This is a genomic window from Sporomusa sp. (genome assembly GCF_057736855.1).
On sequence record NZ_JBYKYF010000088.1, the window covers coordinates 1 to 10,720 of the forward strand.

Consider the following 10,720-nt stretch of genomic DNA (forward strand, 5'->3'; position numbering starts at 1 on the left):
ACAGATAATCATAATAAATAAAAAGGCTATCGACAATACTTTGTCGACAGCCTGAGAGGCTTACTAAGCCTCTTTGTTTTATTTTACGATCCTTCTCCGTGGCGCTGACCCGTGTGATTGCGATTTTTTACTTTTTTAGATCCAGAAAGTGGTTCAGGCATAGAATTGTCATTATCCTTTGTGCGTTATGTGCATTTGGCACATCTACCGGATACGTTTCGGGCTTAGCCATGTTCTCGCCTCCGATTATAGATTTGCGCTGAATTCTTTAGGGGGTCTGTTTGGTTGCGTTTGTCGCTCACTGGTGAAATCAAAGATAGCGATGGGGCGGTTCTAATACATAACTTATGGTGCCTGAATTGGATTTATCCGTGGAAAATTCGTGAGGATTCGTAGTTTTTTCCCATACAAACATATGACAGGTTTTGGTTTTATCATGCCTGACCCAATTAAGTCTTTGTCATTATATTATTGTTTTACAAGGTGATAATAGATATATACTGGTTACTTATAGCTGAATTTTTAAATGGTAACAACTGCTGAAACGATGTAGTAAATAGTACCTATTCGTATGTCGCATACAAGAATTAGCAAGCTGATGGTTTGGTGTTCAGGCTAGAAATAATGGAGGATAATATGATTAAGCAGTTAGTGGAGTGCTTAGGACAGTATAAGAAAGAGTCCATTCTCGCCCCTATATTTGTAATCTTGGAAGTGATGCTGGATGTCTTAATTCCGTTAGTTATGGCCAAGTTGATTGACTACGGAATTGAACTGGGGGATATGACGGTAATTATCCGCTTAGGGACACTGCTCATGATCTTAACTCTGCTTGCGTTAGGGTTCGGAATATTAGCAGGGGTTTTTAGCGCACGTGCCTCTGCCGGATTTGCCAGAAATCTTCGCCAGAACATGTACTATAAGGTACAGAATTTTTCTTTCTTTACCATTGATAAATTTACTGCTGCCAGTTTGATAACGCGCTTGACTACAGATGTGACTAATGTGCAAAACGCCTATCAGATGATGATCCGGGTTGCAGTGCGTGGCCCGCTTATGCTTGTATTTTCTTTATTTATGGCATTTGGTGTGAATCCAAAACTTTCTTTCATCTTTCTTGCTGCCATTCCTTTTTTAGGGATTGGACTGTTTATAATTATCATCAAAGCGCATCCGATTTTTGAACAAGTGTTTAGGACTTATGATAAGTTAAACAGAGTGGTACTGGAAAATTTGCAAGGTATCCGTGTGGTAAAATCTTTTGTCCGGGAAGAATATGAACAGCAGAAGTTCAATTCAGTTTCGGCAAGCATTTATAAAGATTTTAGTACCGCCGAAAAAATTTTGGCCTTTAATAGTCCGTTGATGCAGTTTTCTATGTATAGCACTATTCTTTTAATTTCCTGGTTTGGTGCCCAAAGTATTGTGTCAGCTACCATGACGACTGGGCAGCTGGTGAGTATGATTTCTTATGCTTCGCAAATTTTAATAAGCCTGATGATGTTATCAATGGTTTTTGTTATGATCACCATTTCCCGGGCTTCCGCCGAACGTATTATCGAAGTATTGACAGAGCGAGGCAATCTCGAAATTAGTGATAATCCTGTTAAGGAAGTTAAAAATGGTGATGTTACTTTTCGCGATGTCGGATTTAGTTATACTAACAATCCCGATAGTCTTTGTCTGGCTCATGTGAATTTGGAAATAAAGGCTGGCGAAACGGTTGGGATCATCGGCGGTACAGGTAGTGCTAAAACTACGCTTATTCAATTGATCCCTCGCCTGTATGATGTAACTCACGGAGCTGTACTTGTAGGAGGCGTTGATGTCCGTAATTACGACCTTAAAGTGTTACGAGACGCGGTTGCCGTAGTATTGCAAAAAAACGTGCTGTTTTCCGGAACCATAAAAGAAAATCTACGCTGGGGTAATAAGCACGCGACCGATGAAGAATTGGTATATGCCTGTAAATTGGCACAAGCTGATGATTTTATTCAGGCTCTTCCTCAAGGATATGATACCTATATTGAACAAGGCGGCACCAATATCTCCGGTGGTCAGAAACAACGCCTGTGCATTGCCCGGGCCCTGTTAAAAAAACCGAAGATTTTAATTCTCGATGATTCTACCAGTGCGGTGGATACCAAAACCGATGCGCTGATTCGTAAAGCCTTTCGTGAGAATATTCCTCATACCACCAAGTTCATTATTGCCCAGCGGATTGCTTCGGTAATGGATGCGGACAAAATTATTGTTATGGACGGTGGCAGAATTGATGCTGTCGGCACACACCAGGAATTGTTAAAAAAGAATAAAATTTATCGGGAAATCTATCAATCCCAACTAAAAGGGGAGGAAACCCTTGATGCCTCATAAAGCACTACCCGGTAAAGGGGCGTCAAAGACCCAGGGAAAAACCATTAAACGGCTTTTTAGCTATATTACCCGCAGATATAAGGTGCATTTGTTTTTAGTGATACTCTCCATTTTGCTGAGTGCCGCAGCCAATGTTGCAGGGTCGTTGTTCCTTGAAATACTCATTGATGACTATATTACCCCGCTACTGGCTATGGATAATCCCGTATTCACCGGGTTATTAACAGCTATTGTGGGTATGGGGGGAATATATCTGGTTGGGGTTATTGCCACCTTATTCTATAACCGGCTTATGGTTGTCGTTGCGCAGGGGGTTCTGAAAGAAATCAGAGATAGCATGTTTTCACACATGCAACGTTTGCCCATACGCTATTTTGATACCCATACCCACGGTGAGATTATGAGTTGTTATACCAATGATACGGATACCTTGCGGCAAATGATTGCACAAGGTCTGCCACAGATATTTTCCGCAGCTGTCACGATTGTCGGGGTTTTTTGGGCAATGCTTATTACTAGCTTGCATTTGACTGCAGTGGTGTTGGTTTTGTTGGCGCTTATGCTTTTCATAACCAGAAAAATAACCGAGAAAAGCGGAAAATATTTTGTGAATCAGCAAGCAGCACTTGGCAGGATCAATGGTTATATCGAAGAGATGATCCAAGGGCAAAAAGTTGTCAAAGTATTTTCTCATGAAGAAGAAGCGAAAGAGAAATTTGATAAGCTCAATGATGAACTTTGCCGGCAGGCTACGAAAGCCAACGGTTTTGCCAATATTCTTATGCCTGTTATGGTGAATATAGGAAATCTCCAATATGTTTTGCTGGCAATTATCGGTGGTGTTCTGGCAACTCATGACATAGGCAATATTACGCTGGGAGCAATTGCTAGTTTTTTGCAATTAAGCAGGACATTTACGATGCCGATCAGCCAGCTTTCTCAGCAGCTGAATTCGGTAGTTATGGCACTCGCCGGGGCAGAGCGCATTTTTGCGCTCCTGGATGAACCGCCCGAGACCGATGATGGTTATGTTACCTTGGTTAAGGCCAAATATCTAGGAGATACTTTGGTTGAAACAACAGAACTAACGGGTATTTGGGCATGGAAACATCCTCACAGTGATGGAAGAGTTACCTATACGCCCTTACAGGGTGATGTTCGTTTTGAGAATGTTAATTTCAGCTATGATGGCAAAAATATCATTCTGCGTAATGTAAGCCTATACGCGAAACCAGGTCAAAAAGTAGCTTTTGTCGGAGCTACGGGAGCAGGTAAGACTACAATTACCAATTTAATTAATCGCTTTTATGATATCGTGGATGGAACCATTTATTATGATGGCATCAATATTAACAAAATCAAAAAAAGTGACTTAAGGCGTTCGCTGGGCATTGTCCTGCAGGATACTACATTGTTCACCGGGACGGTTATGGAAAACATCCGCTACGGCAAATTAGATGCCACCGATGAAGAAGTATATGCCGCTGCCAAGCGGGCCAATGCTGACGGTTTTATTTCCCGACTTCCCCAGAAATATGAAACTGTATTGGCAGGAGACGGGTCAGGACTTTCGCAAGGGCAACGGCAGCTACTGTCAATTGCCAGAGCCGAGGTTGCTGATGCTCCGGTTATGATTTTGGACGAGGCCACTTCCAGCATCGATACCCGGACCGAAGCCCTTGTCCAAAAAGGCATGGATGCTTTGATGCAAGGCCGAACGGTCTTTGTTATTGCCCATCGGCTGTCTACCGTAAAAAATTCCAATGTTATCATGGTGCTTGAGCACGGGAGGATTATCGAACGAGGTACACATGAGGAGTTAATCGCCCAACAGGGAAAATACTATCAACTTTATACTGGCGCATTTGAATTGGAGTGAGACACTAAGGTTTATGCCGCAGCCGCTTGGCTGGCGTTTTTTTGTTTAATTAACGGAAAATGTACAACAGCTTATCAATTGACTGCTTGCTTCGAAATGCTACTTTTAGGGAATATAACAGTCATAATGTCTAGTTCTTGCCTTTACAGTTAAAGTGACCAGTTTATTCTACTATAGTAATATATTTGTACTCTGTAAATATACTAAATTATAGGAAAATTACGATGTGGAGTATATTGAAAAAAAATATCAAGAAAATTGTAAAGGTGATGAAGGAATTTTATAGATGATTCACGAATGGGATTTACTTATTATTTTGGGAAAGGAGGATAGGTTATAGAAAATATCGTTTATAGCATATTGCAGTCTATAAGTCATAAGGGTAATTAGCGAAAACGTGGCAATCATTCTAACGACCTATTGTTGCCACTGAAGCGCATGATGACGTTATGACGGGGCTGTAAGAGGTAGAAGGGTCGACCATTTAGTTTGCAAAAATAAGTGGTAGTTCCCTTACACCGGTAGTAAAAAAGGAGGGAACAATTGTGAAAAAGCCATTTTATAAAGTGCTGTATGTTCAAGTGTTAATTGCTATTACTATTGGAGTACTCCTCGGGCACTTTTATCCATCAGTTGGTGCCAGTATGAAACCGCTTGGTGACGGATTTATCAAACTGATTAAAATGATTATCGCTCCGATTATTTTCTGTACCGTTGTATTAGGGATTGCAGGTATGGGAGATATGAAAAAAGTGGGGCGTGTGGGTGGAAAAGCATTTATTTATTTTGAAATCGTATCTACCTTAGCCCTGATCATAGGATTAATTGTTGTCAATATAGTAAAACCGGGCGTTGGCATGAATGCCGATATCGCTGCTCTAGATACCAAAGCGATTGCCGCCTATGCATCTAAGGCACAAGCGCAAAATACGACAGATTTTATAATGAATATCATCCCTAATAGTGTGGTAGATGCTTTCGCCAAAGGGGATATTCTGCAAGTTCTTTTATTTTCTATTCTATTTGGTGTTGCCGTATCGGCTATGGGTGACCGAGCTGCCAATATAATGAAAGTATTAACAGAGATATCTCATGCGCTCTTTCGGATAGTTGGAATCATCATGCGAGTTGCCCCCATTGGCGCTTTCGGTGCCATGGCCTTTACTATTGGTAAATATGGTCTGGATTCGCTAATCCCGCTAGCTAAACTTATGGGAAGTTTTTATATAACCTGTTTATTGTTTATCTTTGTAGTGTTGGGGCTAATCACTCGTATGGCTGGTTTTAGCATTGTTAAATTCATCAGCTATATCAAGGAAGAACTGCTAATTGTACTTGGTACGTCATCTTCTGAGAGTGTATTGCCAAGGATGATGGATAAGATGGAGAAGTTGGGCTGCTCCAAATCGGTAGTCGGCTTGGTTATTCCTACCGGCTATTCCTTTAATTTGGATGGCACCTCTATTTATTTGACAATGGCTGCTGTTTTTGTAGCTCAGGCTACCAATACCGATTTGACGTTATGGCAACAGCTTACGATGTTAGCCGTGCTGCTTCTCACCTCGAAGGGCGCGGCAGGGGTTACAGGCAGTGGCTTTATTACCTTGGCAGCAACTTTATCAGTTATTCCGACAATACCCGTAGCAGGCTTGGCCTTAATACTGGGGATTGATCGCTTCATGTCCGAAGCTCGGGCGCTGACTAACTTAATCGGTAATGGTGTTGCAACAGTAGTCATTTCAAGATGGGAGAACGAACTGGATGCCAAGCAATTGTTGCTGATGCTGAATAAAGATGCCGATGAACTAAGACTGCCAGAAAAGGACGCTACTGAGCAATCGGTGTAAGAAACTCATGCCGCTTTCAAACCTCACAAGAGGTTGAAAGCGGTTTTTGTTTTGCATGTGTGTTTGATTGGATGAGAAACTAAGGTTTGACGTAGACGCTTGACTGGCGGCTTTTTTGTATGCCCTACTAGATGGAGCCAGGCAAGGCAACGTTAAAACCAAGCCTGGATTCGGTTGGTTATTGTAATAAATATAGCTTTACGCAAAGAGTCGGTAGCGGTATAATAGTCCTCCCTTATGGCAATAATCTGAATAGAGAGTTGCCATAAAGGGGGGGCATTATTTTTATAAACCATGCCTACTTCCCTGTCGGTTTTTAGTTAAAATAGTTATGAATTTTAGATGTTACTTAATTTTTGTCGGATAGACAACCTGTTTTTATGTGTTATGATAAAAATGAAATATGTTATACTAATTTAACCTAGGAGGGGAAGAGTATGAAAGGTTTCAAAAAGGCATTGTCAGTAGTGCTGGCTATGTCTTTGATGGGTTCAGTATTGGCTGGCTGTGGTTCAAATACTGCGGAAAAATCAAAAGCAGCCACAGAGGAAGAAAAAGTATTAACCGTGTATACGGCTCGCAGCGAAAGTCTGAACAATCTTGTAATTCCGAATTTCGAAAAGGATACCGGTATTAAAGTTCAAGTGATTGTAGCAGGTACAGGCCCGCTGATAAAACGGGTTGCTTCGGAGAAAAACAATCCGCAGGGTGATATTCTTTGGGCAGCAGACCAAACCATGCTAGAGTCTCAGAAAGACTTGTTTATGCAGTACGTGTCTCCGGAAGATGCCAATATGATGGATGCCTTTAAGAACAAAACCGGTTATTTTTCAGCAGCTTTTGCTGATCCAACAGTATTTATTGTTAACACCAATTTGGCAGGTAATATCAAGATCGAGAGCTTTGATGACCTGCTAAATCCTGCGCTCAAAGGAAAAATTGCATTTGGTGATCCTGCCAATTCAAGTTCTGCTTTCCAGTCGCTAATGGCCATGCTGTATGCTAAAGGCAAAAATGGCGATCCTATGTCTGATGAGGCTTGGGCTTTTGTAGATAAATTTATTGCCAATCTTGATGGAAAAATTCTTAACAGTTCAGGCGGCGTACATAAAGGTGTTGCTGACGGCGAATATATTGTCGGCTTAACTTGGGAAGATCCGGCAGCAAATTATGTAAAAAATGGTGCGCCAGTTAAGGTAGTATTCCCGAAAGAAGGGGCTATTTTCCCTGGTGAATCGGTGCAGATCATTAAAGGCTGTAAACATCCTGAAAATGCCAAGAAATTTGTAGACTATATGTTGTCCCAAAAAATTCAGGAAATGGCTGGTAAAGAATTAACCGTTCGTCCGTTAAGAAAGAATGTAGAACTGGCTTCGTACATGACTCCGATGAGCCAAATTAAGCTTTTTGACAATTATGACGAAGGCTGGGTTGCTAATAACAAGAATGCTATCACTGCAAAATGGAATAAGCATCTGGAAAAAACCATAAAGTAGTCGCCTTCTTAGTTGTGATAGAGTATATGTGATTACACGAAGGGCCATTGCGACTAGTCTGAGGCGCAATGGCCTTTTTACTGTCTGCCAGAGTGTATAACCACGTTATTGACATTTTTTGACATAATAATTAAGCCTTCTACCGCGACGCATCTGGTTGGCATCGGCCCGTCCTATGGGACTTGGTGCAAACAAGTCTTGTCTTAAATAAGTATGCAGCAGCAATTATAGCAGAATTCGCAGTAATATTATTTAGATTTGGAGGGATTGTGATGAGCGTTTCGATAGATATTGAAAATGTAGTAAAAAAGTATGGTAATGATACGATTATAAACGGCCTATCTTTGCATATAAAACCAGGAGAATTTTTCACCCTGTTAGGTCCTTCGGGCTGTGGCAAAACCACGCTTTTACGGATGATTATTGGTTTTAATTCGATTGATGGCGGTTATATTAAGGTTGGCGGCCGTATTGTTAATGATATTGAACCTAATAAACGCAATATGGGAATGGTTTTTCAAAATTATGCCATCTTTCCGCACATGTCGGTGAAGGATAATGTTGCATTTGGGTTGAGGATGCGGAAGGTTCCCGAAAAAGAGATTGAAACACAAGTAAATGAGATTCTAAAAATTGTCAAGATTGACCACTTAAAAGACCGCATGCCAGTGCAGCTCTCTGGCGGTCAACAGCAGCGGGTGGCTTTGGCAAGGGCAATTGTCATCCGTCCAGAGGTGTTATTGATGGATGAGCCGCTTTCCAATCTGGATGCCAAGCTGCGGGTAGAGATGCGTAATGCCATAAAAAGTATTCAGCGTCAGATTAATACGACCACCGTATATGTTACCCATGATCAGGAAGAGGCTCTCGCTATTTCTGACAGAATTGCGGTTATGCATAACGGCGTTATTCAGCAAATCGATACCCCGAAAAATATATATCAACGTCCAGCCAATACATTTGTTTCTTCGTTTATTGGTCTTTCTAATTTTGTTGCGGCCAAGATTGTCCGCGATAATAATGAGACTTTGGTAGATTTTTCTAATGGTTATCGTGTTAAAATGGATAATATTAGCGAAACGGTAGCTGACGGGCAAGAGGTTGTAGTTTCCGTGCGGCCGGAAGAGTTTCAGATTCATCTAAGCGGTGAAGGCCTGCCAGGAGTAATTAAGAGCAGCGTATTTTTGGGTTTGAATATACATTATTTTGTTGAAATGCCAAATGGTCTGGAATTTGAAGTCATTGATGACCGGGACGATGCGGAAATTATCGCGGACGGCACTTCGGTTAAACTTGCAGTAAAGGCGAAGAAGATCAATGTATTCCACGGTGAGACTAAGACCACATTGATTAAGGGTGAAAACAAATGAGATATGCCGGTGAAAAGCAATTTTCAATATGGACTTCGTTTAGCCTGATTATTTTGGCAGTTTTTCTCCTGTTTATTATCTACCCACTGGCATTAGTGCTGTACAAGAGTGTGGTTGACCCGTTTTCCGGGAGCTTTACCTTGGAGTATTTAATGAAATTTTTTACCAAGAAATTTTATTGGGGTACGCTGGTAAATAGTTTTGAGGTTACCGTTTGCTCAACTTTACTGGCTGCGCTCATTGGGCTGCCTATGGCCTATGTGATGCGTAGTGTAAAAATCAAAGGCAGTGGTTTTTTAGATATTCTGATTGTAATTTCCTACCTGTCACCACCATTCATTGGTGCTTATGCCTGGATTCAATTATTTGGTCGCAATGGAATACTGACGAATATAGTCAACGATGCTTTTGGAATCACATTTGACGGGATTTACGGGTTTGCCGGCATTGTACTGGTATTTACGTTACAGTCGTTCCCGTTAGTATATATGTACGTATCCGGAGCTCTGAAAAACCTTGACAATTCACTGAATGAGGCGGCTGAGAGCCTGGGGTGCGGCAAGGTGGAACGGATAGTAAAAATTATTGTTCCACTGATAATGCCTACGCTGCTTGCTAGTTCGCTGTTAGTTTTCATGCGTGTCTTCGCTGATTTCGGGACCCCGATGCTGATTGGCGAAGGGTTTAAAACTATGCCGGTGCTGATTTACACGCAATTTATGAGTGAGGTTGGCGGCGATGACGGTTTTGCTGCAGCATTATGTGTGATTGTTATTACTTTGACCCTCATCATGTTTTTTGCTCAACGTTTTTTGGCCAACCGCAGTACGTATGCGATGAGCGCGCTCAAACCGATGGTTGCTGAAAAGCTCACAGGTATGAAAAATGTATTGGCGCATGCATTTGTTTACGTGGTGGTAGGGCTGGCTATTTTACCCCAAGTGGTGGTTATTTACACTTCATTCTTAAAAAGCAATGGCGGCCAGGTTTTTACTGGCGGGTTTGCCCTGCAGAGCTATGAGGCAACACTATTGGCCAAAGACAATGAGGTTATCTGGAATACCTACATGCTTGGTATCATCAGTATCAGCATCATAGTAATATTTGGCATTCTCATCGCCTATCTTACCGTGCGTAAGCGGAATCTATTAAACAGTACATTGGATACGATTACCATGTTTCCGTATATCATACCTGGTTCGGTACTGGGGATTTCGTTTTTGTTTGCCTTTAATAATCCGCCCATTCTCCTGAGCGGGACCGCCTTAATTATGATCATTGCCTTTTCCATTCGTCGGATGCCATATACCGTACGCTCAAGTACTGCGATCATCGGTCAGATTAGTCCGAGTGTGGAAGAAGCCGCTATTTCGTTGGGTGCTTCTGAATTGAAAACCTTTGCCAAAGTGACTGTACCCATGATGATGCCAGGGGTTTTAGCCGGAGCGATTATGAGCTGGGTAACGATTATCAGTGAGTTGAGTTCTTCCATCATTTTGTATACGAATAGCACGCAGACGCTTACCATTTCTATTTATACAGAGGTTATCCGCGGCAACTATGGTAACGCATCTGCCTATTCCACGATCCTTACCATAACTTCCATTATTTCCTTACTTATATTCTACCGGCTTACTGGTAAGCGCGAAATTAGCATGTAATATGTTTATTAACAGGGTTCCCATAATGGGGACCCTGTCAGATTGTAGACAAAGCCGCTTTTATGCCGTAAGGCAAAAAGCGGCTTTCTAT

General features: G+C 41.7%; 7 protein-coding genes. 6 read left to right on the top strand and 1 reads right to left on the bottom strand.

Annotation, left to right across the window (positions count from 1 at the left end; genetic code table 11):
• Positions 1-83: 83 nt before the first annotated feature.
• Positions 84-161, bottom strand: coding sequence for a small acid-soluble spore protein P (locus tag AC29Z1_RS07715; RefSeq protein ID WP_488270885.1), 78 nt, complete (start codon positions 159-161; stop codon positions 84-86).
• Between the two features lie 475 nt (positions 162-636).
• Here AC29Z1_RS07715 and AC29Z1_RS07720 point away from each other — a divergent pair, with 475 nt between their 5' ends.
• From AC29Z1_RS07720 to AC29Z1_RS07745, 6 genes are all read left to right on the top strand, one after another.
• A complete protein-coding gene (locus AC29Z1_RS07720) occupies positions 637-2,376 on the top strand; it encodes an ABC transporter ATP-binding protein (RefSeq protein ID WP_488270879.1) in 1,740 nt (579 codons plus the stop codon).
• Positions 2,366-4,255, top strand: coding sequence for an ABC transporter ATP-binding protein (locus AC29Z1_RS07725; protein WP_488270880.1), 1,890 nt, complete (start codon positions 2,366-2,368; stop codon positions 4,253-4,255). Before AC29Z1_RS07720 ends, AC29Z1_RS07725 begins: the two co-directional genes overlap by 11 nt.
• 545 nt (positions 4,256-4,800) lie before the next feature.
• A complete protein-coding gene (locus tag AC29Z1_RS07730; protein ID WP_488270881.1) occupies positions 4,801-6,102 on the top strand; it encodes a dicarboxylate/amino acid:cation symporter in 1,302 nt (433 codons plus the stop codon).
• Positions 6,103-6,539: 437 nt separating this feature from the next.
• Entirely contained in the window at positions 6,540-7,598 is a 1,059-nt protein-coding gene (locus tag AC29Z1_RS07735; RefSeq protein ID WP_488270882.1) for an extracellular solute-binding protein, read from the top strand.
• 272 nt (positions 7,599-7,870) lie between these two features.
• Complete coding sequence (locus AC29Z1_RS07740) at positions 7,871-8,968, top strand: ABC transporter ATP-binding protein (protein WP_488270883.1); 1,098 nt, start codon at positions 7,871-7,873, stop codon at positions 8,966-8,968.
• Complete coding sequence (locus AC29Z1_RS07745; protein ID WP_488270884.1) at positions 8,965-10,629, top strand: ABC transporter permease; 1,665 nt, start codon at positions 8,965-8,967, stop codon at positions 10,627-10,629. Before AC29Z1_RS07740 ends, AC29Z1_RS07745 begins: the two co-directional genes overlap by 4 nt.
• The last annotated feature ends 91 nt before the right edge of the window (positions 10,630-10,720 follow it).